The sequence below is a fragment of the Bradyrhizobium sp. Tv2a-2 genome (genome assembly GCF_000472425.1).
Lineage (GTDB): Bacteria > Pseudomonadota > Alphaproteobacteria > Rhizobiales > Xanthobacteraceae > Bradyrhizobium.
Map to the genome: position 1 here is coordinate 169,970 of NZ_AXAI01000012.1, position 21,708 is coordinate 191,677.

The 21,708-nt window shown below is 62.7% G+C and carries 21 protein-coding genes; 11 read left to right on the forward strand and 10 right to left on the reverse strand.

The genetic code is table 11. The features are described 5' to 3' along the window. Positions 1-84: 84 nt before the first annotated feature. Positions 85-1,434, forward strand: a complete 1,350-nt coding sequence (locus tag A3AI_RS0125035) for a malonyl-CoA decarboxylase (protein ID WP_024518225.1) — start codon at positions 85-87, stop codon at positions 1,432-1,434. 91 nt (positions 1,435-1,525) lie between these two features. On the opposite strand, the gene A3AI_RS0125040 is transcribed toward A3AI_RS0125035, so the two are convergent. The 8 genes from A3AI_RS0125040 to A3AI_RS0125075 form a co-directional block, all read right to left on the reverse strand. Continuing rightward, entirely contained in the window at positions 1,526-2,068 is a 543-nt protein-coding gene (locus A3AI_RS0125040; RefSeq protein ID WP_024518226.1) for a cupin domain-containing protein, read from the reverse strand. Between the two features lie 300 nt (positions 2,069-2,368). Beyond that, the gene (locus tag A3AI_RS0125045; RefSeq protein ID WP_024518227.1) at positions 2,369-3,538 is read right to left on the reverse strand and encodes a mandelate racemase/muconate lactonizing enzyme family protein; all 1,170 of its coding nucleotides are present in this window, start codon (positions 3,536-3,538) and stop codon (positions 2,369-2,371) included. A 176-nt stretch (positions 3,539-3,714) separates the two neighbouring features. After that, a complete protein-coding gene (locus A3AI_RS0125050) occupies positions 3,715-3,978 on the reverse strand; it encodes a DUF3297 family protein (RefSeq protein ID WP_024518228.1) in 264 nt (87 codons plus the stop codon). Beyond that, a complete protein-coding gene (locus A3AI_RS0125055) occupies positions 3,975-4,451 on the reverse strand; it encodes a glutathione peroxidase (RefSeq protein WP_024518229.1) in 477 nt (158 codons plus the stop codon). The genes A3AI_RS0125050 and A3AI_RS0125055 overlap by 4 nt, the downstream gene beginning before the upstream one ends. 20 nt (positions 4,452-4,471) lie before the next feature. Beyond that, positions 4,472-5,872 (reverse strand): amidase family protein, encoded by a 1,401-nt coding sequence (locus tag A3AI_RS0125060; protein ID WP_024518230.1) that lies wholly within the window; start codon positions 5,870-5,872, stop codon positions 4,472-4,474. A gap of 135 nt (positions 5,873-6,007) precedes the next feature. Continuing rightward, complete coding sequence (locus A3AI_RS0125065; protein ID WP_024518231.1) at positions 6,008-6,574, reverse strand: c-type cytochrome; 567 nt, start codon at positions 6,572-6,574, stop codon at positions 6,008-6,010. 118 nt (positions 6,575-6,692) lie between these two features. After that, positions 6,693-7,934, reverse strand: coding sequence for a PQQ-dependent sugar dehydrogenase (locus tag A3AI_RS0125070; RefSeq protein ID WP_024518232.1), 1,242 nt, complete (start codon positions 7,932-7,934; stop codon positions 6,693-6,695). A gap of 125 nt (positions 7,935-8,059) precedes the next feature. Next, on the reverse strand, positions 8,060-8,317 hold the full coding sequence (locus A3AI_RS0125075; RefSeq protein ID WP_024518233.1) for a DUF6894 family protein: 258 nt from the start codon (positions 8,315-8,317) through the stop codon (positions 8,060-8,062). A gap of 324 nt (positions 8,318-8,641) precedes the next feature. On the opposite strand from A3AI_RS0125075, the gene pqqA reads away from it, so the two are divergent. From pqqA to A3AI_RS0125125, 10 genes are all read left to right on the forward strand, one after another. Continuing rightward, entirely contained in the window at positions 8,642-8,722 is an 81-nt protein-coding gene (pqqA, locus tag A3AI_RS43405) for a pyrroloquinoline quinone precursor peptide PqqA (protein WP_012029362.1), read from the forward strand. 129 nt (positions 8,723-8,851) lie between these two features. Continuing rightward, entirely contained in the window at positions 8,852-9,784 is a 933-nt protein-coding gene (gene pqqB / locus A3AI_RS0125085) for a pyrroloquinoline quinone biosynthesis protein PqqB (protein WP_024518234.1), read from the forward strand. Between the two features lie 20 nt (positions 9,785-9,804). Next, positions 9,805-10,560: a pyrroloquinoline-quinone synthase PqqC gene (gene pqqC / locus A3AI_RS0125090; RefSeq protein WP_024518235.1), complete on the forward strand. Its 756-nt coding sequence runs from the start codon at positions 9,805-9,807 to the stop codon at positions 10,558-10,560. A gap of 12 nt (positions 10,561-10,572) precedes the next feature. Then, entirely contained in the window at positions 10,573-10,884 is a 312-nt protein-coding gene (gene pqqD, locus A3AI_RS0125095; RefSeq protein ID WP_024518236.1) for a pyrroloquinoline quinone biosynthesis peptide chaperone PqqD, read from the forward strand. Then, positions 10,881-12,080, forward strand: coding sequence for a pyrroloquinoline quinone biosynthesis protein PqqE (gene pqqE, locus A3AI_RS0125100; RefSeq protein WP_024518237.1), 1,200 nt, complete (start codon positions 10,881-10,883; stop codon positions 12,078-12,080). The genes pqqD and pqqE overlap by 4 nt, the downstream gene beginning before the upstream one ends. Continuing rightward, positions 12,070-13,122, forward strand: coding sequence for a prolyl aminopeptidase (pip, locus tag A3AI_RS0125105; RefSeq protein WP_024518238.1), 1,053 nt, complete (start codon positions 12,070-12,072; stop codon positions 13,120-13,122). Before pqqE ends, pip begins: the two co-directional genes overlap by 11 nt. Before the next feature lie 102 nt (positions 13,123-13,224). Then, a complete protein-coding gene (locus A3AI_RS0125110; protein WP_024518239.1) occupies positions 13,225-13,911 on the forward strand; it encodes a DUF4286 family protein in 687 nt (228 codons plus the stop codon). 238 nt (positions 13,912-14,149) lie between these two features. Then, on the forward strand, positions 14,150-15,949 hold the full coding sequence (locus A3AI_RS0125115) for an FAD-dependent oxidoreductase (RefSeq protein WP_024518240.1): 1,800 nt from the start codon (positions 14,150-14,152) through the stop codon (positions 15,947-15,949). Next, complete coding sequence (locus tag A3AI_RS0125120) at positions 15,919-17,769, forward strand: 2-oxoacid:acceptor oxidoreductase subunit alpha (RefSeq protein WP_024518241.1); 1,851 nt, start codon at positions 15,919-15,921, stop codon at positions 17,767-17,769. The genes A3AI_RS0125115 and A3AI_RS0125120 overlap by 31 nt, the downstream gene beginning before the upstream one ends. Next, positions 17,766-18,821: a 2-oxoacid:ferredoxin oxidoreductase subunit beta gene (locus tag A3AI_RS0125125; RefSeq protein ID WP_024518242.1), complete on the forward strand. Its 1,056-nt coding sequence runs from the start codon at positions 17,766-17,768 to the stop codon at positions 18,819-18,821. Before A3AI_RS0125120 ends, A3AI_RS0125125 begins: the two co-directional genes overlap by 4 nt. A gap of 69 nt (positions 18,822-18,890) precedes the next feature. Here A3AI_RS0125125 and A3AI_RS0125130 read toward each other — a convergent pair whose 3' ends face one another. Both A3AI_RS0125130 and A3AI_RS0125135 read right to left on the reverse strand, forming a co-directional pair. Further along, positions 18,891-20,426, reverse strand: a complete 1,536-nt coding sequence (locus tag A3AI_RS0125130) for a SpoVR family protein (RefSeq protein ID WP_024518243.1) — start codon at positions 20,424-20,426, stop codon at positions 18,891-18,893. Beyond that, positions 20,423-21,700, reverse strand: coding sequence for a YeaH/YhbH family protein (locus tag A3AI_RS0125135; protein WP_024518244.1), 1,278 nt, complete (start codon positions 21,698-21,700; stop codon positions 20,423-20,425). The genes A3AI_RS0125130 and A3AI_RS0125135 overlap by 4 nt, the downstream gene beginning before the upstream one ends. Between the last annotated feature and the right edge of the window lie 8 nt (positions 21,701-21,708).

Sequence of the window (21,708 nt, forward strand, 5' to 3'; positions counted from 1 at the left end):
AAATTGTTGTGCTTGATTGTCCCTCCATTCCCCTTAAATCCATGTAAAATCCGTTCCAGCTGACTTACGGATTCGAACTGCAGCATGGCCAACGCGTTCTTCACCGACCTGCTTTCAACCATCTCGGAGCGTGGGCGCACCCTACTCGGGCGCGGCAAGCCCGCCGACGGCAAGGAAGACGCCTCCAGCCTGATCGAGCTCTGCGAAGCGCTCCTGTCCGGCCGGGGCGAAGCCTCCGGCACCGCGATGGCGAGCGAGGTGCTCGAGAGCTACCACGATCTCGATGCCACGGAGCGGCGCGACTTCTTCCACGCGCTGGCGCGGAATTTCGGCCCCGACCGCGACAAGGTCAACAAGGCGATCGAGGCCTGGATGGCCGAGCCCGGCGACGGCAATGGCGGCGCGCTGCATTTCGCGACGGAGCCGCGGCGGCAGGAGCTGATCCGCCGGCTCAACCGCGCGCCCGGCGGCACCGGCGCATTGGTGGAGATGCGCGCCGACCTACTTTCGCTTCTCAACGGGCACAAGGATCTCGCGGCGCTCGACCGTGACATCGTCCATCTCTTGGGCTCGTGGTTCAACAGGGGGTTTCTCGTGCTGCGCAGGATTGACTGGTCGACACCGGCTAACATCCTGGAGCAGATCATCCGTTACGAGGCGGTGCACGAGATCCGGGACTGGGACGACCTGCGCCGCCGCATCGATCCGATCGACCGCCGCTGCTACGCCTTCTTCCATCCCGCGATGCCCGACGCACCGCTGATCTTCGTCGAGGTCGCGCTGACGGAGACGATCCCCGGCGCGATCGCGCCACTATTGGCGGTTAACCGGCAGACCGTGCCGAAGGATCGCGCGCGCACCGCGGTGTTCTACTCCATCTCCAACACCCAGCGCGGGCTGGGCGGCATCTCCTTCGGCAATTTCCTGATCAAGCAGGTGGTCGAGGAATTGCGCCGCGAACTGCCCAAGCTCGACACGTTTGTAACACTGTCGCCGGTGCCGGGCTTCATGTCCTGGCTGAAGGATGCGAAGGACCTGCCGCTCACTGACGAGGGCCGCGAGATGTTGAAGCATCTCGACGAACCCAACTGGTTCGAGAATGCCGAGCTTGCCACGCAGCTCCGCACCGTGCTTGAGCCGCTTGCGGCTTTCTACTTCCTGAAAGCGCGCACCTCCAAGGGACGGCTGATCGACTCGGTCGCCCGCTTCCATCTCGGCAACGGCGCGCGGCTGGAACGGATCAACTGGCTCGGCGACCTCTCGCCCAAGGGTATACGCGAGTCCGCCGGCGTCATGGTCAACTACCTCTACCGCCTCGACGACATCGAGAAGAACCACGAAGCCTATGCCAATGAAGGCGAGGTGGTGGCCTCGAGCGCGGTGAAGAAGCTGTTGAAGACCGAAGGGCGGCGGCTGCTGGATATGCTGCCGTAGCGGTCGCCCGGGCGAAGGCGAGGCTAGGAGCACATCTATGAGTCTATGCTGTAGAGTGAGGGAGCGCTCGAGCTAGCCGCGCCGAGCCGGATCAGTCATGGAGGCCGCTCCAGTCGGCATCCAGGCCAACGGCGGCATTCTCTTCCGGACTACCGAGCCAATATCCGTATGCATGGAAAAGTTCGCGCAAACGCTGAGCGTGCTCTTCTGACGGCAATGCATCACGAACCGGGACCGATATTTCGCGCAGAAACTTAGCCATCTTTTTCGTCGTCACACAGAGCCTCGAGGCGGCCGCTGGCGAGGAGTTTCTCCACGCGTGCTTGGTTCCGTCCTGCACATCGAACATCTCTCCTGGTCCAAGCTTTTCCCATACTTCTTCCCGCAGAGCTTCGAGCTTTCCCGACACCACGTAAGAGGTCTCTCGGTCGGCGTGACTATGTAACGGCACGATCGCCCCTGCGGGCAAGGTGCATAGGATGAGACAATGGTCTCCTTCATTGTCGGAAATGAAGGTTAGGTACTGATTGTTCGGACGCAGTTTCTTCTGCGAAGATTCATGCTCGCTATCTACCGACCCCGACAGAGGACTGTCCGGATTTTGATCGCATGGCATTATCAGCGGCCTTCCCATCGTTTCGCTTCACGCCGCGAAGCCAACGGGTGCACTGATGTACGCTGGTTGATCGTGGCGTGCCCCTACATTTCATCAAAGCCGCTCTTGGACAACATGAGCAGGGTTACGCTTGAAACAACGGTCAGAATTACGCCGCGACCCGATCTCCGTTGATAGATTGAGATTTGATGTTGAATAAATGGTCTGGATACAACTGATTCAATTTTCGAGCGGCGTCCGTGGAGTTTGTACAGCGAAGCGAAGCCCATCTTCTTGCAAACGGCAATGGAGTTGCGCTCTCCCCAGCCCACGCGCTGCCTACGCCGCTAGCGCTTTCATGTCCTTGTAGAGATCCGACTTGCCCTCAAAGCCGATGCCCGGCAGGTCGGGCATGGTGATGTGCCCCTGCTCCACACGGACGCCGTCGGGGAAGCCACCGTAAGGCTGGAACAGGTCGGGGTAGCTTTCATTGCCGCCGAGGCCGAGACCGGCCGCGATGTTGAGCGACATCTGGTGGCCGCCATGGGGGATGCAGCGGCTCGGCGACCAGCCGTGCGTTTTCAGGACTTCCAGCGTGCGCTGGTATTCGCAGAGGCCGTAGGACAGCGCGCAGTCGAATTGCAGCCAGTCGCGGTCGGGACGCATGCCGCCGTAGCGGATCAGGTTGCGGGCGTCCTGGTGGCTGAACAGGTTTTCGCCGGTTGCCATCGGCGCCGGATAGAATTCGGCGAGCGCGGCCTGCAGTGCGAAGTCGAGGGGATCGCCAGCCTCCTCGTACCAGAACAGCGGATAGTCCCGCAGCATCTTGGCGTAGGCGATGGCCGTCTCCGGATCGAAGCGGCCATTGGCATCGACCGCAAGCTGGGCATCCTTGCCGATCTCCTCCAGCACCGCCTCGATGCGCTGGCGGTCCTCGTCAATCGGCGCGCCGCCGATCTTCATCTTCACGACATTGTAGCCGCGCTCGAGATAGCCGCGCATCTCGCCGCGCAGCATCGACAGGCCCTTGCCGGGATAGTAGTAGCCGCCGGCGGCGTAGACGAAGACGCGCGGATTGGCTGTCAGGCCGTGGCGCTCGGCGAGCAGGCGGAACAGCGGCTTGCCCGCGATCTTCGCCACTGCGTCCCACACCGCCATGTCGATGGTGCCGACCGCGACCGAGCGCTCGCCATGACCGCCGGGCTTTTCGTTCATCATCATCGTCGCCCAGACCCTGTCGGGGTCGAGATTGTCACCGGCCTCGTTGAGCAGTCTCTTGGGGTCGGCCTCAAGCAGCCGCGGCGCGAAGCGCTCGCGGATCAATCCGCCCTGGCCATAGCGGCCGTTGGAATTGAAGCCGTAGCCGACCACCCGCCTGCCGTCGCGCATCACGTCGGTGACGACGGCGACGAGACTCGTGGTCATCTTGGAGAAGTCGATATAGGCGTTGCGGATGGGCGAAGAGATCGGCTTCGTCACTTCGCGGACGTCGATGATGCGGACGGACATGGGGGGCTTCTTTCAAGAGTCGTTTCTTGCACCGTCATTCCGAGACGATGCGAAGCATCGAACTAAGGCGCGCAATTGCGCACCTGAGAATCTCGAGCTTCCGGGTTCGGTCCCGCGCGGACCGCCCCGGAATGACGCGGGCAATAGCAAGAGCGCCGGTGCAGCGCCAATCACACTTACTTCTTATCCCGGAAATACGGCTCCACGGGCCCGTGCACCTTCATGGTCAGCGGATTGCCGTGGCGATCCCTAGCGTTCCCCGCGGTGACGCGGACCCAGCCTTCGCTGACGCAGTATTCCTCGACATTGGTCTTCTCGACACCCTTGAAGCGGATGCCGACGTCGCGCGACAGGATATCCGCGTTGTAATAGGGGCTGCGCGGATCGACCGACAGGCGGTCCGGCAGTGTGTCATGGGTGGTCTCGTTTTCGTCGTTCACAGCAGCGCCTCGATATCTTTCTTCAGGCTTTCAGGTCTGGTGGTCGGCGCATGCCGCGCCGTCACCTGGCCTGCGCGGTCGACCAGGAATTTGGTGAAATTCCATTTGATGGCGGAGCCGAGCAGGCCGGACTTCTCACGTTTCAGATAATTGTACAGCGGATGGGCGCCTGAGCCGTTGACGTCGATCTTGTCGAACATCGGGAACGTCACGTCATAATTGCTGGTGCAGAACGCGCCGATCTCGCTGGCATTGCCCGGCTCCTGGCCGCCGAACTGGTTGCAGGGAAAGCCGAGCACGGCAAAGCGTCGGGGTGCGAACTCCCGGTGCAGCTCCTCCAGCCCGCGATATTGCGGGGTGAAGCCGCATTGGCTCGCGGTGTTGACGATCAACAGCACCTGGCCTTCAAAGCGCTGCAAGGAGACCTCCTCGCCAGCGAGCGACTTGGCCGAAAAATCATAAATGCCTGGCATCGTCTTCGTGTTCTGGCTCTTCAGCTCACCGGATCGATCGGCGACGGCGGCACGCCGCCGGCCTCGATCGCCTCGCCCGCGGCGAGGCAAAGGTCCTCGCGATAGCGTCCCGCGACGATCTGCACGCCCACGGGAGCCCGTCCCACGAGCCCGGTGGAGACCGTTAGCCCAGGCAGGCCCATGAAGGGAATAGCAATCTGCGTCAGCTGCGCATGCCAGACCCTGGCAAAGGAGGCCTCGTCCTTGCGGTCGAGCTGGTCGGGGAACGGCAATTCGCCGGAGACCGGCATAAGCACGACCGGATACTCCTCCAGGAACAGGAGCCATTTGCGGGCGATCGTGGCACGAATGGCCAGTGCGGCGGACAAGCCCGCCGCGTCGAGCGGAAACACCTTGTTGCGGTTGCCGCGCAGGCAGGTCAGCGCACCGGGATCGCCTTCCTTCTCGGCTGCCTCAAGCTGCGCCTCGTAGCCGTCGCCGAGCCAGAGTTTCGTCTGCTGCAACGCCGCTTCCTGTAGCGGCGGCGTATCCTTGACCTCCTCGACGGTCCAGCCTGCCCGCTCCAGCCGCCTGGCAGCGTCGAGCACGGCCGCCTTCACCTCTGGCACGGGATTGAGCCCATCCGGATTGACGCAGATCGCGGCGCGCCTCGCGACCGGCGGCCCCTCCAGCGGTGCCGGTACCCACCAGACGTCGCGCACGTCCTTGGCCGACATCGCGGCAAGCGCAATGCGGAGGTCGCCGATGGTTCGCGCCAGGGGGCCTGACACGGCGCTGATCTGCGGCCCGATCGGGCGGTCCGGGAAGGCGGAATTATAGGCTGCGATGCGGCCGACGGTCGGGCGCAGCCCGTGCACGCCACAGGCGTAAGCGGGGTAGCGGATCGAGCCGGCGATGTCGGTGCCGTGGGCGATATGGCCGATGCCGGCCGCAACCGCCGAACCCGCGCCGCCCGAGGAGCCACCCGGGGTGAGCGAGGGATCGCGCGGGTTCTTGGTGTCGCCATGGATAAGGTTGCTGGTGAACCAGCGATAGGAGAAGGCCGGGGTGTTGGTGCGGCCAAGAATGACCGCGCCGGCCTTGCGCAGATTATCGACCACCGGGCTGTTGCTCTTGGCGATCACATCGCGCTGCTGCTTCAACCCATTGGTGGTGGCAAAGCCCTCCTGGTCGATATTGACCTTCACCGTGACAGGCACGCCGGCGAGCGCACCGGCGTCCTCGCCGCGCGCGATCCTGGCGTCGATCTCGGCGGCCTGCTTCAGCACCTCTTCCGGCCTGTGGTCGATCACCGCGTTGAGCTTCGGGTTCACCGCATCCAGCCGCGCCAGGCTGGCGCTCGCGGCCTCCTTTGCGGAGACCTGCTTCGATTTCACGAGCGTGGCGAGTTCGGCGGCCGACAGGCGCCAGAGGTCGGTCATAAGCAACTCCGTTGTTGTGAACGGTGTTGTAACGCCGGTGAGGCGGCATGGCCAGCCGGCCGCGGGATGGCCTGCATGCGCTGGGATTTCTCCCTTCCCCCGGCAGGCGGTGCGAAGTAGGCGAATGTACCGACGCTAGTGCACCCGTGCCAGGAAATAGGCCAGATCCTTGATCTGCTCGGGCGTCACCGGCCCCATCACGTCGGCCATCGTACCGTCGTAGCCGTGGCGGCTGTTGTCCTTGTATTCGCTCAGGGTCTTCGCGAGATAATCCTCGCGCTGGTTGGCGATGCGCGGAACGTTGTCGCCGCCGGAGAAATCCTGATGATGGCAGGAATTGCAGTGATACTTCATCGTCAACTCCTGCGCGCGCTGCATCCGCGCCGGGTCGGGCGCATCCGCTGTCGGCTTGGGTTTCGGCAGCTTGGCGATGAAATCGGAGAAGTTGCGCAAATCGTCGTCGGTCATCGGCTTCGCGACTTCATTCATCGGTTCAAATGTCCGCAACTTCTCGCGAAACATGAAGAGCTGGATCAGCGCATAGGGCGCCTGCTGGCCCCCGAGCGAGGGCGTGTTCTCGGTTTCAGATTGCCCCTGTTCGCCATGGCAGGCGAAGCAGGTCGCGGCCCGCTCCTCGATGGTTTCTGAATTTGCGGATGAAGCGATGAGAAGAAGCGCCAGCGCGATAGTTGTTTTTTGCATCCGCTCGTCTCGACGCCCTACGACTTGCTCCGTCATTCCGGGGCGCGCGAGAGCGCGAACCCGGAATCTCGAGATTCCAGGGGCGGAGCTTCTGCACCGCCCCGGAATGAATTCCAACCTATTGCTTCGCTGCGACCTTGGACTTGCCGTAGCTCACGCGATAGACCGCACCGTTCCAGTCGTCGGAGACCAGGATGGAGCCGTCCTTGAGCTGCAAGACGTCGACTGGCCGGCCGACATAGCTGTTGTTGTCGAGAAAGCCTGTGATCAAGGGCTCGATCGATTTCACCTTGCCTTCCTTGTCGAGCTTCACCACCACGACATCGCCGCCGAACTTCTTGCTCCTGTTCCAGGAGCCGTGGCGCGCGAGGATAATCGCGTTCTTGTAAGCTTTCGGGAACATGCCTCCGGTGTAGAAACGGAAGCCGAGCGCCGCGGCATGGGGGCCCATCAGGCCGACCGGCGGGGTGAATTCGCTGCAGGAATGGCCCCAGCCGAATTCCGGATCGGGAATGTCGCCCTGATAGCAATAGGGTGCACCGAAATCCTCGCCCACCTTGGTGATGCGGTTGAGCTCGTCCTGCGGCACGTCCTCCGACATCCAGTCGCGGCCGTTATCGGTGAAGTACATCTGCTTGTTTTCCGGATTCCAGTCGAAGCCGACCGAATTGCGGACGCCGAGCGCGACAACCTCGGCACCGGTTCCGTCGAGGTTCATGCGGCGGATCTGGCCATGCGCATCGTCATGCAGCACGTTGTTGCCGGGCTGGCCGACCGGAACATAGAGCTTGTTATCGGGGCCGACGGCGATGAACTTCCAGCCATGCGCCTCGTCCTTGGGCAAGTCGTCATAGATGACGGTCGGCTTGGGCGGGTTGTCGAGCACGCTCTCGACATTGTCGATCTTGGAGATCTTCGACAGTTCCGCGATGTAGAGCGTGCCATTGTGGAAGGCGACGCCGTTCGGCCGGTACAGGCCCGAGGCCAGCACCTTGACCTCACGCTTGCCGTCCTTGTTGACGATGGCATAGACCTTGTCGACCAGGCGGCTGCCGACGAACACGGTGCCCTTGTCGCCGACCGCGAGCGAGCGCGCGTTCGCCATGCCGGCGGCATAGACTTCGATGTTGAAGCCGGCCGGCACCTTCAGTTTCGCGATCGGCAGCTTATCGGGCGCGGCGGGTAGCGGCGGCGGCGCCACGGGCGCGAGCTTTTGCGCGGCCTCGCTGTCGGGGCGGCCGATCAGGGCCGAGCCCGGCGGCAGCGGCTGCGCTGCCTGCTGGGCGCTTGCAACAAGCGTGGAAATGCCAAGAAAAGCGCCGGCCAGCCAGATGCTGCGCGGCAACGAATGACCGACCATATCGTCCTCCCCATGTCGCGGCGGTTGTCCTCGCACCGTCGTCAAGCCGGCGCGGGTCGCCTTTTTGAGGCGCGCAGTCTGTGTATTTTTCGGCACTTGCGCAAGGGTAGCTCGCAACCGTGCCTTTAGTGCCGGGTCACCGTCGCGTCGGGCAGCTCGAAGAAGGCTTCGCTGAAGGGAAACTCCAACACCACCTCGCCCTCCTCGTCCGTCACCTCGATGACGGCGCTGAGCAGCGGCCCGACCGCGCCTTCGCTGCGCAAAAGTTCCAGTATCATCGCACGCGCGATTTCCCAGGCACGATTGGCGTTGCGCAGCTCTTCCCCTTCGGGATCCTCGACCAGCTCATCGCCGATCCGGGTGTTGAAGAAATATCTGGCCATTGGAATCCATTGGGGCTCGGGCGACAAAATTGGAAGGCTCGCGGCTCTCACAACTTCTTTATTCGCATTCTTTATCCGCCAACCGTACCGCGACCGCTACGCAGCAAACGCTCGTGGCCGTGCCCGACGCCACAAAAGTGCGAATGTGTTGCCCGTTTGCGCCCCTCCGGGAATACCGCGTCGGCGTGACCCTTTTGCGTTGCAAAAGAGGCTCACAAACGCTCACGACGTGAAAATTTCACTAGCGAAGTTCGCCCTGCACGCTACCTTATGGGGACAACGACGAACCCTTAACGACCAGCAGACCAATAAAGGAGAGCCAAAATGGCCTGGAAAGCACCCAAGATCGTTGAAGTGCCGGTGGGCATGGAAATCAACATGTATGCCTGCGCCGCTCGCAAGTAAGCGGCCGGTCTTCGCATAAATCCTGATGCAGGTGGACCTCCGGGCGTGACCGTTCCCGCAAGGGAACGAGCCGTTCTTGATGTCCACCTGTGTCATGTTACGTTACCTTCTGTTTCCAGGGGACGGATCATGCTTCGCCTCGTCGTCCTGGGCGCCGCAGCAGGCGGCGGAATTCCGCAGTGGAATTGCGGGTGCCCAATATGCCTGATGGCCAGGGGTGACCGGCCCGAATTGAAGAGCACCCAGTGCTCGATCGCGATCTCAGCCGATGGCGATCATTGGTTCCTGATCAACGCCTCCCCCGACCTGCGTCAGCAGCTGATCGCCACCAGGCAGCTTCACCCGAGGGAAGGCCAATTGCGGCATTCGCCGATCGCGGGCGTCATCCTCACCAATGGTGAGGTTGATGCGGTGGCAGGGCTGCTCTCGATGCGCGAAGGCTCGCCGTTCACGATCTATGCGCACAGGAGCGTGCTTGCGATCCTGAAAGCCAACAGCATCTTCAACGTGCTTTCCGAAGCTAACGTCAAGCGTGTTGCCATAGCGATTGAGGAGCCGTTCGAGCCGCGCCTGCCGGACGGAACAGGTAGCGGCATCGAGATCCTGCCCTTCGCGGTGCCGGGCAAGGTCGCCTGGTATCTACGCGACACTTCGCTGCCCGGCGGCCGCGGCGACGAAGTCGGCGATACGATCGGCCTTCGCATCCGCGACAAGACGACGGACAAATCTGTCTTCTTTCTCACGGCCTGCGCTGGCGTCACCGACGTATTGAAGGCGCGCCTTGCAGGCGCTGCCCTTCTCTTCTTTGACGGTACGGTGTGGCGCGACGATGAGATGATCGCAGCCGGACTCGGCCAGAAACGGGGCCAGGACATGGGCCATATCGCGATGTCCGGAACCAATGGCGCGATCGAAAGTCTCGCTGGCCTCGCCATCGAGAGGAAGCTATTTCTGCATATCAATAACTCCAACCCGGCGCTGCTTGCGGACACCGAGGAGCGAAGGGGACTGGAGCGCGCGGGCTGGCAAATCCCCGCGGACGGAATGGAGATTGTGCTGTGAGCGTTGATGTCGCTGCTACCATGACCGCGCTGTCGATCGGCAAGGGCGTGACGCTCAACAGCGCCGCCGATCTGGAAGCCACGCTGCGGCGTATCGGCGAGGTGCGTTACCACAATCTGCACCCGTTCCATAAGCTTCTGCATGGCGGCAAGCTGAACAAGGGCCAAGTGCAGGCCTGGGCACTGAACCGCTACTACTACCAGAGCACGATTCCGATCAAGGATGCGGTCGTCATCTCCCGCTTCCGCGATCGCGCCACCCGGCTGGAGTGGCGGCACCGCATCGAGGACCATGACGGTGATGTGGGCAGCGAAGGCGGTATCGAGCGCTGGCTGAAGCTGACCGAAGGCCTCGGGCTCGACACGGCTTACGTGGAATCCACCGAAGGTATCCTGCCGGCGGCGCGCTTTGCGGTCGAAGCCTATGTGCACTACTGCCGCGACCGCACGCCGCTGGAAGCGATCGCGTCGTCGCTGACCGAACTGTTCGCGCCGAACCTGCATGAAGAGCGCATCAGCGGCATGCTGCAGCACTATGATTTCGTCAATCCGGACATCATGGCCTATTTCAAGCGCCGTCTTGCGCAGGCGCCGCGCGATGCCGGCTTTGCGCTGGAATATGTGAAGCGGAACGCGAAGATGCCGGAGCAGCGCGAGGCGGTCTGCAACGCGCTGATCTTCAAGACCAACGTGCTGTGGGTGCAACTCGACGCGCTCTATCACGCCTATGTCAACGGCCACATTCCGCCGGGCGCCTTTGTGCCGAAAGACAACTGAGGAATTGACAGCATGGCCGCGTCACGCAACATCACTGTCAGCGAGGCGAGCCGGCCGGTGCTGCCGCGCCATGCAAGGCTGAAATTCGACGAGACCCGCAAGGTCTGGGTCATCCTCGCGCCCGAGCGCGTGCTGGCACCGGACGAGATCGCAGTCGAGGTGCTTAAACTGTGCGACGGCGTCCGCAACGTCGCAGCGATGGTGGACGAGCTGGCGGCAAAATATGCGGCGCCACGCGAGGCGATCGCAACCGATGTTGTTGCCATGCTGCAGGACCTTGCGGACAAGGGCTTTCTGACCGAAGCGCGCGAGAAAACGCCATGAGTGACGAACTCGCAGGGACCGCGGCGCGAGATCCGAGTGACGGGCTCGCTGTCCTCGAATCCGCCGCCTCCACGGCCGAGACGTTCGGCATTCCGCTGGCCGTGCTGGCGGAGCTGACGCATCGCTGCCCGCTGCAATGCCCCTACTGCTCCAACCCGGTTGAACTCGACCGCGGCTCGACCGAGCTTACCACCGCGGAATGGAAGAAGGTGCTGTCGGAGCTCGCCGAGATCGGCGTGCTGCAGGTGCATTTTTCCGGCGGCGAGCCGACGGCGCGAAAGGACCTGGTCGAACTGGTCCAGCATGCGAGCGATGTCGGTCTCTATACCAACCTGATCACCTCAGCCGTGCTGCTGACACGCGACAGGCTCTCGAGCCTCGCGGATGCCGGGCTCTGCCATGTGCAGATCAGCTTCCAGGGCAGCGAGGCCGCTCCCGCCGACCGCGTCGCGGGCTTCAAGGATGCGCACAGGAAAAAGCTCGAGGTCGCGAAATGGACGCGCGAACTCGAGCTGCCGCTCACGGTGAATGCGGTGATGCATCGGCAGAACCTGCAGCAGCTGCCTGACATCATCCAGATGGCGGTCGATCTCGACGCCGACCGGCTCGAGGTTGCCAACGTGCAATATTACGGCTGGGCGCTGAAGAACCGCGCCGCGCTGATGCCGACCTTCGCGCAGCTCGAGGAGACCACGCGCTTGGTCGAAGAGGCGCGCGAGCGGCTCAAGGGCGTGTTGACCATCGACTATGTGATTCCTGATTATTACGCGCTGCGGCCGAAGAAATGCATGGGTGGCTGGGGCCGGCAGTTCTTCAACATCTCGCCGCAAGGCAAGATTTTGCCCTGCCATGCTGCCGAGAGCATCACGGGACTTGAATTCGAATCCGTGCGCTCCAACCATTCGATTGCCTGGATCTGGCAGAACTCCGCGGCCTTCAACCGCTATCGCGGCACGGGTTGGATGCCGGAGCCCTGCCGGTCCTGCGAGTTCAAGGAAGTCGATTTCGGCGGCTGCCGCTGCCAGGCATTCGCGCTGACGGGCGATGCCGGCAATACCGATCCCGCCTGCACGCTGTCGCCGGTGCACCAACAGATTTTCAAGCAGGCGGAAGAAGAGTCGGCGGCGGGCGTGACCCGCTTCCTCTACCGCAATTTCGCCGGCGGAACGCTGGAGCCGACCGACGATGGCGCCTGACGCCGACGCGCGCAAACCAAGGCGCAGCGATCCCTTCGCCCCCTTGACCAGCGTGATGCTGCCGGTCGGCGACGGCCACGAAATCCATGTCGAGAGCGTCGGCTGTGCGCGCGGCATCCCTGCGGTTTATCTGCATGGCGGTCCCGGCAGCGGCTGCCAGCCGGATCATCGCCGGCTGTTCGACCCCGAACGCTTCCACACCATCCTGTTCGACCAGCGCGGTGCCGGCCGCAGCCGGCCCAAGGGCGGCCGCGAGGCCAATACGATTCAGCACCTGATCGCGGACATGGAGACGATCCGTGACAAGTTCGGCTTCGCGCGTTGGCTCGTGGTCGGCGGTTCCTGGGGCGCGACGCTTGCGCTTGCGTACGCACAGGCGCATCCCGAACGCGTCTCCGGCATCGCGCTGCGCGCAACCTTTCTCGGCACGCCGAAGGAGGTCGAGACCGCCTTCTGCGAGACGCTACCGCGCTTCTATCCCGGTTTAAGCGAGGATTTTCTCAAGCTGCTGACGGAGGACGAGCGCACGAAGCCGATGCAACCATATTGGCAGCGCATCCTCGATCCCGATCCGGCCGTACACGGCCCGGCCGCGCGCGCCTGGCACGATACCGAGCGCGCGCTCTCGGAGCACACGCCGGCTCGCACGCGGCTCGATCCCGCTGCGCTCAATGGCAATGGCGCGCTGCCGTCGACGCCCTTCATGGAAGCGCATTATTTCCAGAATGACAGCTTCATGCGGCCGAACCAGTTGCTCGATGACGCGCCGAGGCTTGCCGGCATTCCCGGCATCATCGTGCAGGGCCGCTACGACCTGCTCTGCCCGCCCGCGACCTCGCAGGCGCTTGCCGCGCGTTGGAGCGACGCCGAAATCCGCATCGTCGAGGGCGCCGGCCACACGCTGTACGACCCCGGCGTGCGTGACGCGGTGATGCGGTCGATCGCAGACCTTGCCGCGAAGATTGAAAAGCAATCCGTTCCTCCGAATGAACCTGTCCTCTCCTCCCGAGGAGCCCGCGAAGCAGGCGTCCCGAAGGATTGAGGCCCGGGCAACGATCGGGGCCTTATGGTTCAAGACGGCGCTTCGCGCCTCCTTGCCATGTGGAGTAAGAGCGAAGCTGAATGGACAAGGGAGAACAAGAAAATGCCGCTCGCCGGAAAGGGCATGCTGCTGACGTCGATGGATATCGACCCGGCCGACGAAACCGACTTCAACCGCTGGTACGATCGCGAGCATCTGGAAGAGCGCGTTGCCATCGACGGCTTTATCGAGGCGCGGCGCTATGTAGCGCATAGCGGCAGCCCGAAATTCCTCTTCCTTTATTCGACGAAAACGATCGACGTGCTGGACAGCCCGGCCTATCGCGCAAGGCTCGCCAATCCGACGCCTTGGTCGGTGAAGACCATGGCAGGCTTCAAGAACATGATCCGCGCGGTGGCGCGTATCACGGTCTCCAAAGGAACTGGCCGCGGCGCCGTGCTCGGCATCGCGCGGCTGCGCCCTGAAGGCAACACGGACGCATTGCGCAAGCAGCTCGCAACACGGCTCGATCCGAAAGAGTTCGACGGCATCATCTCCATGCATCTGCTCGAAAGCGATGCAAAGCTGTCCGGGCCGACCAAGGAACTGCCGGCCGCAGGCGGCGGTGCAAGCGACTGGTTCGTGCTGATCGACGGCACCAGCGTGAGCGCTGTCTCGTCCGTATTCGCGGCGCGCTTCACCGGCAACGCGGCGCCCGAGGCCGCAATGCAAATATCGTCAGGTATCTATGAGCTGATGTGGGATCTCGCCAAGAGCGATATCGCCGGCGATTCAAAGTTAACGCACTGAAATCGCACGATCATAACATGCTGCAGCGCCACAAAACGGGCATCATCACGCAGTCTTGCGGCACTGCACAGGCAAAAGGCGCCGATGGAACAAATTTGCCTTTGTGCATCAAGTAGATTGGTTCTAATAAGATGAGCACATGATGCAATTCAAAAACCGGAAGGACGCCACCTCGGCATCCTCTCGATAAGATAAAAGGCCGCGCAGTGTGTTCGTGTTTGGCGCGGACAGGTAGGGAATGAAACCGACTGATATTGCGGCCCCCGACTACTTTCACAAAGTGGTCGATTGCCAATGGGCCTGTCCTGCGCACACCCCCGTCCCCGAATACATCCGTTTGATCGCCGAAGGCCGCTACAGCGACGCCTATATGATCAATTGGAAATCCAATGTGTTTCCCGGCATTTTGGGACGCACCTGCGACCGCCCTTGCGAGCCCGCCTGCAGGCGCGGCCGGGTCGAGGAAAATCCGGTGGCGATCTGCCGGCTGAAGCGGGTCGCTGCCGATTTCAAGGACGATATCAGGCAGCGCCTGCCGCGCCCGTCGTCCAAGAACGGCAAGCGCATCGCGCTGGTCGGTGGTGGCCCCGCTTCGCTCACTGTGGCGCGCGATCTTGCGCCGCTCGGCTATCACTGCACCGTATTCGACGCCGATCCGAAAGCCGGCGGCATGATGCGGTCGCAGATTCCAAAATTCCGCCTGCCTGATTCCGTGATCGACGAGGAGACCGACTACATCCTCAATCTCGGCATCGAGTTCAAAGCGGGTCAGCGCATCGACAGCATGAAGGCGCTGCTCGCCGAGGGCTATGACGCGATCTTCGTCGGCTCCGGCGCGCCGCGCGGCCGCGAGCTCGACATTCCTGGCCGGAAAGAGGCCGCGGCCAACATCCATATCGGCATCGATTGGCTCTCCTCTGTCTCCTTTGGTCACACCGACAAGATTGGCAAACGCGTGATCGTTCTCGGCGGCGGCAACACCGCGATGGATTGCTGCCGCACCGCGCGACGGCTCGGCGGCGAAGACGTCAAGGTGATCGTTCGCTCCGGCTTCGAGGAGATGAAAGCCTCACCTTGGGAAAAAGAAGACGCCATGCATGAGGACATTCCGATCCTCAATTTCATGGTGCCGATCGCCTTCGTGCACAACAACGGCAAGCTCACCGGCGTTACCTTCCAGAAGGTGAAAGCCGAATACGACGCCAAGGGCAGACGCAACCTGGTGCCTTCAGGCGAAGCTGACGAGACCATCAATTGCGACGATGTGCTGGTCGCGGTCGGCCAGGAGAATGCCTTCCCCTGGATCGAGCGCGATTGCGGCGTCGAGTTCGACAAATGGCACATGCCCAAGGTCGATCCCAAGACGATGGCCTCGACCCATCCCAAGATCTTCTTCGGCGGCGACGCTGCGTTCGGGCCGAAGAACATCATCTGGGCAGTGGCGCATGGCCACGACGCCGCGCTGTCCATCCACCGGCTGATCTCCGGCGAGGATGTCAACGAACGGCCGCTGCCGGAGGTGCATGTCACCTCGCAGAAGATGGGCATCCACGAGTGGAGCTACGACAACGACATCTCTCCGGAGAAGCGCTACAAGGTGCCGCATCGCGACAAGGTGATCGCGCTGAAGGACATCCGCACCGAGGTCGAGCTCGGCTATGACGTCAAGCTTGCGCTTGGAGAGGCGCATCGCTGCCTGAACTGTGACGTGCAGACGGTGTTCTCTGCGCCGCTCTGTATCGAATGCGACGCCTGCGTCGACATCTGCCCGATGGATTGCATCACCTTCACCGAGAACGGCGAAGAGAGCGACTTGCGCACGCGCCTGAAGGCGCCGGCGCCGCATCCCGAGCAGGCCCTCTACGTCTCCAGTGACCTCAAGACCGGTCGCGTCATGGTCAAGGACGAGGACGTCTGCCTGCATTGCGGGCTTTGCGCCGAACGCTGTCCCACCGGCGCGTGGGACATGCAGAAATATCTTGTCGATATGGTCCAAGCAGGTTCAGCATGCCCGAGCAAAAGCAGATCAGCAGCGTAAACGACTTCGTCGTTCGCTTCGCCAACGTCAACGGCTCGGGCTCGGCCAGCGCCAACGAGCTGTTTGCCCGTTCCATCCTGCGCCACGGCGTGCCGGTGAGCCCACGCAACATCTTCCCCTCCAACATCCAGGGCCTGCCGACCTGGTATGAGGTGCGGGTGACCGAAGCCGGCCATCTCGGCGCCCGCGGCGGCGGCGTCGACATGATGGTGGCGATGAATCCGCAGACCTGGGACAAGGATGTCGCCGGCATCGAGCCCGGCGGTTACCTGTTCTACGATTCGACCAAGCCGATGCCGTCGTCGAAATTCCGTGACGACATCACCGTGATTGGCGTTCCGCTGACCGCGATCACCAACTCCACCTACAGCGACCCGCGCCAGCGCCAACTGTTCAAGAACATCATCTATCTCGGCGCGCTCTCCGCGCTGCTTGACATGGATCCGAAGCTGATCGAGCAGCTGATCGGCGAGCAGTACAAGGGCAAGGAGAAGCTTCTCTCCTCCAACGTCCACGCGCTGCATCTCGGGCGCGACTGGGCGCTGCAGAATTTGAAATGCCCGATCGGGCTGCGCGTGAGAAAGTCCGACAAGGTCGGCGACCGCATCTTCATCGAAGGCAACAGCGCGGCCGCGCTCGGCGCCGTCTATGGCGGCGCGACCGTTTGCGCCTGGTATCCTATCACGCCGTCATCGTCGCTGGCCGATGCCTTCGGCGCGCACTGCAAGAAGTACCGGCACGATCCCAAGTCCGGCGAGGCCAAATACGCAATCGTGCAAGGCGAGGACGAGCTTGCCTCGATCGGCATCGTGATCGGCGCCTCCTGGAACGGCGCGCGCGCCTTCACCGCGACGTCCGGCCCGGGCATCTCCTTGATGACCGAGTTCATCGGCCTCTCCTACTTCGCCGAGATTCCGGCGGTCATCATGAACGTGCAGCGCGCCGGTCCCTCCACCGGCATGCCGACCCGCACCCAGCAATGCGACGTGATCGCCTGCGCCTATGCCTCGCACGGCGACACCAAGCATGTGCTGCTCTTCCCCGAGGATCCGGCGGAAGCCTTCGAGTTCGCCGCCACGGCCTTCGATCTGGCCGAACGGCTGCAGACCACCATCTTCCTGATGCTCGACCTCGACATCGGCATGAACCACCGGCTGTGCCGCCCCCTGAAGTGGGACGACGCGCGGCAATATGACCGCGGCAAGATCATGACCGCGGAGATGCTGGACGAGGGTCGGGACTTCGGCCGCTATCTCGATGTCGACGGCGACGGCATCCCTTTTCGCACGCTTCCCGGCACGCATGCGACCAAGGGCTCCTACTTCACCCGCGGCACATCTCGTGACAGGTATGCGCGCTACTCCGAGGAAGGCCCCGTCTACGCCGACAACATGCAGCGCCTGGTGCGCAAGTTCGAGACCGCGCAGGACATGGTGCCGCGGCCGCTGCAGGCCAATGCAGCCAGGCCTACCAAATATGGCGTGATCTATTTCGGCTCGACCTCGCCCGCGATGGACGAAGCGATCGGCTTGCTGGAGGCGCGCGGCCACCAGCTCGATCGCTTGCGCATCCGCGCCTTCCCGTTCCACTCCAGCGTCGCAAGCTTCATCGCCGATCATGATTTCGTCTACGTGGTCGAGCAGAATCGCGACGGGCAGTTGCGCTCGCTGATCATCAACGAGAACGGCATCGATCCGGTGCGGCTGGTGTCGATCGTGCATTACGACGGTACGCCCATCACCGCCCGCTTCATCGCCAATGCCATCGGCGACCACCAGGATCACCTTAAGGTGACGCCCCTCCGCAAGGCAGTGTCATGACCTATATTGCGAAACCGAAATTTCATCATCCGGGCCTGAAGAAGAACGAGCTGGGCTTCACCCATCGCGACTACGAGGGCAAGATTTCGACGCTGTGCGCCGGCTGCGGCCACGACTCGATCACCGCCTCGATCATCGAAGCCTGCTTCGAGCTTTCCATCGAACCGCACAGGGTTGCGAAAATCTCGGGTATCGGCTGCTCCTCGAAGACGCCGGACTACTTCCTCGGCAATTCGCACGGATTCAACTCGGTGCACGGCCGCATGCCGTCGGTCCTGACCGGCGCCAACCTCGCCAACCGCGAGCTGATCTATCTCGGCGTCTCCGGCGACGGCGATTCCGCCTCCATCGGCTTCGGCCAGTTCGCGCATTCGATCCGGCGCGGCGTCAACATGACCTATGTCGTCGAGAACAACGGCGTCTACGGCCTCACCAAGGGCCAGTTCTCCGCCACCGCCGACCGCGGCTCGAAGTCCAAGAAGGGCGTGACCAACACCGACAACGCCATCGACCTCGTCGCGATCGCGCTGCAGCTCGGCGCAACTTACGTCGCGCGCAGTTTTTCGGGCGACAAGACCCAGCTCGTGCCCGTCATCGCCGGCGCCCTGCAGCACAAGGGCGCGGCGTTCATTGACGTGATCAGCCCCTGCGTCGCCTTCAACAATCACGCCGGCTCGACCAAGAGCTTCGATTACGTCCGCGAACACAACGATGCGGTGAACAGGCTGGACGTCATCACCGGCCGCGACCCGATCACGGTGGATTATGCACCCGGCACGGTGCAGATCGTCGAGCAGCACGACGGCTCGCGCTTGGCGCTGCGCAAGATCGACGCCGATTACGACGTGCATGACCGTGTGGCGGCACAGGCTTTTCTGCAGAAGCATGCCGCGAAGGGCCAGATCGTGACCGGGCTGCTCTATGTCGATCCGGAGGCGGAAGACCTGCACAGCCATCTCAACACGGTGGAGCAGCCGCTCAATTCGCTGGAAGCGGACGTGCTGTGCCCGGGATCGTCGGTGCTGGACAAGATCAACGCGAGCTTGCGGTAGAGGCGAAAGAGGCGGCTTCCCCTCATCCCCCGGCGAGGTGAAGCGAGGTGATCCGTAGCTGCCGCCGCCTCAGGCGGCTACTGGCTGTATCCGCGGATTAAGCACGTACTCCTTCAGGACCTTGTCGTTGGAATCGACTTCCTGCAGCGACACGTCATAGCTCCAGAGATCGGCCAGGTGCTGGAGCACGCGCTTGGCGTCGGTCTCGGCGAGCTGAGCGCCCTTCACCACGTGGTGGCGCAGCATCAGGCGGCGGTCGCCGGCGAGGTCGACGTCGACCACCTCGATGTTGGGATCGATGTAGCCCACGTCATATTGCTTGGCGAGTTCGCGGCGGACGCGACGATAGCCGCGCTCGTCATGGATGGCGTCGACCCTGATACCGGCACGCTCCTCGGGATTGTCATGCAGGTGGAAGAGCCGAAGCTGGCGGATCAGGCTCGGGCTCAAGAACTGGCCGATGAAGCTTTCGTCGCGGTAGTTGGCCCAGATGCCGCGCAACACGTCCTCGACATCGCGCGTGCCCGCGATGTCCGGAAACCACTCGCGGTCTTCGTCCGTGGGATCGCTGACGATGCGCTCGATGTCCTGCATCATGGCAAAACCAAGCGCATAGGGATTGAATCCCGAAAAGCGCGGATCGTCGAATTCCGGCTGGAACACCACATTGGTGTGCGACTGCAGGAACTCCAGGAAGTTGCCGTCGGAAATTTTGCCCCGCTTATGCAGGCGGTTCATGATGCGGTAATGAACATAGGTCGCGGTGCCCTCGTTCATCACCTTGGTCTGGCTTTGCGGATAGAAATATTGGGCGATGTGGCGGACGATGCGCAAAAGTTCGCGCTGCCAGGGCGCCAGCCGCGGCGCGCTCTTTTCCAGGAAATAGAGCAGATTTTCCTGCGGCAGCCCCAGCAGCTTGCGACGGCGCTCGATGCTCAGCGTCTTCCGGCTTTTGGCAGGGCCTGACGGCACGGTGCGCCAGAGATCATTGAACGCGGCCTCCTCATGCAGGCGGCGCTGGCCGGCGCGTTTCTCTTCCTCGCGCAGATCAAGGTTCTTCTTGCCGGGATAGCGGTCGACGCCATGCGACATCAGGGCATGCGCCGCATCCAGCGTGTGCTCGACCGCGACATGGCCGTAGCGCTCCTCGCAGCTTTTGACATAGCGCTTGGCGAATTCGAGGTAGTCGAGAATGCCCTCGGCGTCGGTCCACTGCTTGAACAGATAGTTGTTCTTGAAGAAGTGGTTGTGCCCAAACGCGGCATGCGCGATCACCAGCGTCTGCATGGTCGCGGTGTTTTCCTCCATCAGGTAGGAAATGCACGGCGAGGAGTTGATGACGATCTCGTAGGCGAGCCCCATCAGGCCCTTGCGATACGAGGCCTCGTGAAAGGCGAAATGCTTGCCGAACGACCAGTGCTTGTAGAACAGCGGCATGCCGACCGATGAGTAGGCGTCCAGCATCTGCTCGGCGGTGATCACCTCGATCTGGTTGATATAGGTGTCGAGCCCGAGCTCGTTGCGCGCGACATCCTCACAGGCATCGTGAATGCGCTGCAGGGTGATAAAATCCCAGTCGGCGCCGTCGAACAGTCGTTCGGTCATGAAGCCTTTTCCTGGTTGGCGCGACGCTGGAACAAATCGTGGAACACCGGGAAGATTTCACTGCGGTCGCGGACCTTGCGCATCGAGAGCTCGGCGCCATTGCCGCGCAGCCGTTCATAGAGCGACCAGAGCGAAGAATCCGGCATTTCGAAGGAGTAGCCGCCGGCCTCGCCCACCTCGAGATAGGCGAAGAACTGGCAGACTGGCAGGATCGCGCCGGTCAGCAGGCGGGACACCGCCTCGCTGTCGGAGATCGAGTTGTCGCCGTCGGAGGCTTGCGCCGCATAGATATTCCAGTCCGAGGGCCGGAAGCGGGAGCGGACGATATCGTTCATCGTCTGCAGGGCGCTGGAAACCAGCGTGCCGCCGGACGCCGGGCCGTAGAAGAAGGTCTGCTCGTCGACCTCCTCGGCGCGGTCGGTGTGACGGATGAAGACGATCTCGACATGGCGGTAGCGCCGCTTCAGGAAGACGTAGAGCAGCATGTAGAACCGTTTTGCCAGGTCCTTCATGTGCTCGGACATCGAGCCCGAGACGTCCATCAGGCAGAACATCACCGCCTGCGCCACCGGCTTCGGAATGGTCTCGAAACGGCGGTAGCGGATGTCGATCGGGTCGATAAAGGGAATGCGCTTTGCCTTTGCCTTCAGCACCGCGATCTCGGCCTCGAGCTGCGCGCGGCGCTCGTCGTCCTCGCACTCGGCAAGCTCGGCCTCGAGCGCCGCGATCGTCTCGCGCCGGGGTCGCCGCAGCGCGACGCGGCGGGCGAGTGCGCGGCTCACCGTGCGGCTGATCGAGATGTTGGCTGGCGAGCCCGACGTGGCATAGCCCGCGCGCTGCAGCCCCTGGCTTTCGGCCTCGGCCAGCTTGCGCTTGGCGAGGTCGGGCAGTTCGAGATCGTCGAGAAACAGATTGACGAACTCTTCCCGGCTCAGCACGAAACGGAAGGCGTCCTCGCTGTCACCCTGCCCCGGCTGGGACTTCTTGCCCCCGCCTTCGCCGGAACGTGGAAGGATATCGCCTTCCACGAACTTCTTGTTGCCGGGCAGCACCATATCGCGGGTGCCGCCCTCGCGGCGGAAGCGCGGCTCATCCATGCCATCGAGCGCGATACTGACTTCGCCGCCTTCCAGGACATCCTTGATGTCCCGGTCTTGCGAGGACTTCTTGACGGCGCTTTGAACCTGAGCCTTGGCCCGCCGCAAAAAACGCTGGCGGTTCTCAAGGCTCTTGCCCCCGGGGTTCAGGCGCCGATCGATGACATGAAAAGCCACTCTATATC

Bases quoted from the DNA above. Each gene is read 5' to 3' on its own strand.
- A3AI_RS0125035 (WP_024518225.1), top strand. From the start codon at position 85: ATGGCCAACGCGTTCTTCACCGACCTGCTTTCAACCATCTCGGAGCGT.
- A3AI_RS0125040 (WP_024518226.1), bottom strand. From the start codon at position 2,068: ATGGGAAGGCCGCTGATAATGCCATGCGATCAAAATCCGGACAGTCCT.
- A3AI_RS0125045 (WP_024518227.1), bottom strand. From the start codon at position 3,538: ATGTCCGTCCGCATCATCGACGTCCGCGAAGTGACGAAGCCGATCTCT.
- A3AI_RS0125055 (WP_024518229.1), bottom strand. From the start codon at position 4,451: ATGCCAGGCATTTATGATTTTTCGGCCAAGTCGCTCGCTGGCGAGGAG.
- A3AI_RS0125060 (WP_024518230.1), bottom strand. From the start codon at position 5,872: ATGACCGACCTCTGGCGCCTGTCGGCCGCCGAACTCGCCACGCTCGTG.
- A3AI_RS0125065 (WP_024518231.1), bottom strand. From the start codon at position 6,574: ATGCAAAAAACAACTATCGCGCTGGCGCTTCTTCTCATCGCTTCATCC.
- A3AI_RS0125070 (WP_024518232.1), bottom strand. From the start codon at position 7,934: ATGGTCGGTCATTCGTTGCCGCGCAGCATCTGGCTGGCCGGCGCTTTT.
- A3AI_RS0125075 (WP_024518233.1), bottom strand. From the start codon at position 8,317: ATGGCCAGATATTTCTTCAACACCCGGATCGGCGATGAGCTGGTCGAG.
- pqqA (WP_012029362.1), top strand. From the start codon at position 8,642: ATGGCCTGGAAAGCACCCAAGATCGTTGAAGTGCCGGTGGGCATGGAA.
- pqqB (WP_024518234.1), top strand. From the start codon at position 8,852: ATGCTTCGCCTCGTCGTCCTGGGCGCCGCAGCAGGCGGCGGAATTCCG.
- pqqC (WP_024518235.1), top strand. From the start codon at position 9,805: ATGACCGCGCTGTCGATCGGCAAGGGCGTGACGCTCAACAGCGCCGCC.
- pqqD (WP_024518236.1), top strand. From the start codon at position 10,573: ATGGCCGCGTCACGCAACATCACTGTCAGCGAGGCGAGCCGGCCGGTG.
- pqqE (WP_024518237.1), top strand. From the start codon at position 10,881: ATGAGTGACGAACTCGCAGGGACCGCGGCGCGAGATCCGAGTGACGGG.
- pip (WP_024518238.1), top strand. From the start codon at position 12,070: ATGGCGCCTGACGCCGACGCGCGCAAACCAAGGCGCAGCGATCCCTTC.
- A3AI_RS0125110 (WP_024518239.1), top strand. From the start codon at position 13,225: ATGCCGCTCGCCGGAAAGGGCATGCTGCTGACGTCGATGGATATCGAC.
- A3AI_RS0125115 (WP_024518240.1), top strand. From the start codon at position 14,150: ATGAAACCGACTGATATTGCGGCCCCCGACTACTTTCACAAAGTGGTC.
- A3AI_RS0125120 (WP_024518241.1), top strand. From the start codon at position 15,919: ATGCCCGAGCAAAAGCAGATCAGCAGCGTAAACGACTTCGTCGTTCGC.
- A3AI_RS0125125 (WP_024518242.1), top strand. From the start codon at position 17,766: ATGACCTATATTGCGAAACCGAAATTTCATCATCCGGGCCTGAAGAAG.
- A3AI_RS0125130 (WP_024518243.1), bottom strand. From the start codon at position 20,426: ATGACCGAACGACTGTTCGACGGCGCCGACTGGGATTTTATCACCCTG.